This is a genomic window from Burkholderia sp. 3C, assembly GCF_054589155.1.
In genome coordinates this window covers 1-218 of sequence record NZ_BAAILN010000139.1, presented here as the reverse complement: position 1 = coordinate 218, position 218 = coordinate 1, and the positions used below count along the sequence as shown (strand labels likewise).

The 218-nt window shown below is 59.2% G+C and carries 1 pseudogene; it reads left to right on the top strand.

Annotated elements, in window-relative coordinates:
* Window positions 1–218: pseudogene (locus tag ACYP33_RS30150) on the top strand (hypothetical protein); the annotation flags it as partial.

Genomic DNA, 218 nt, shown 5'->3' with positions numbered 1-218 from the left:
CTGGACAAGCAGATGCTGCAGGAGGTGGTGCAAAAAAAGCTATGAAGCCGGCGCGCAAACGCGCGCTGGCTGACTTCTTGATCCAGGCCTATCGCGTAAGCATCCGGCGAGCGACGGCCGTATTGCAGTTGCGTCAGGCCACGTATTTTTATCAGCCTCATCCACGTGACGACCGCGCCGAACGCCAGCGCATCCGGGACATTGCCGAAACCCGGATT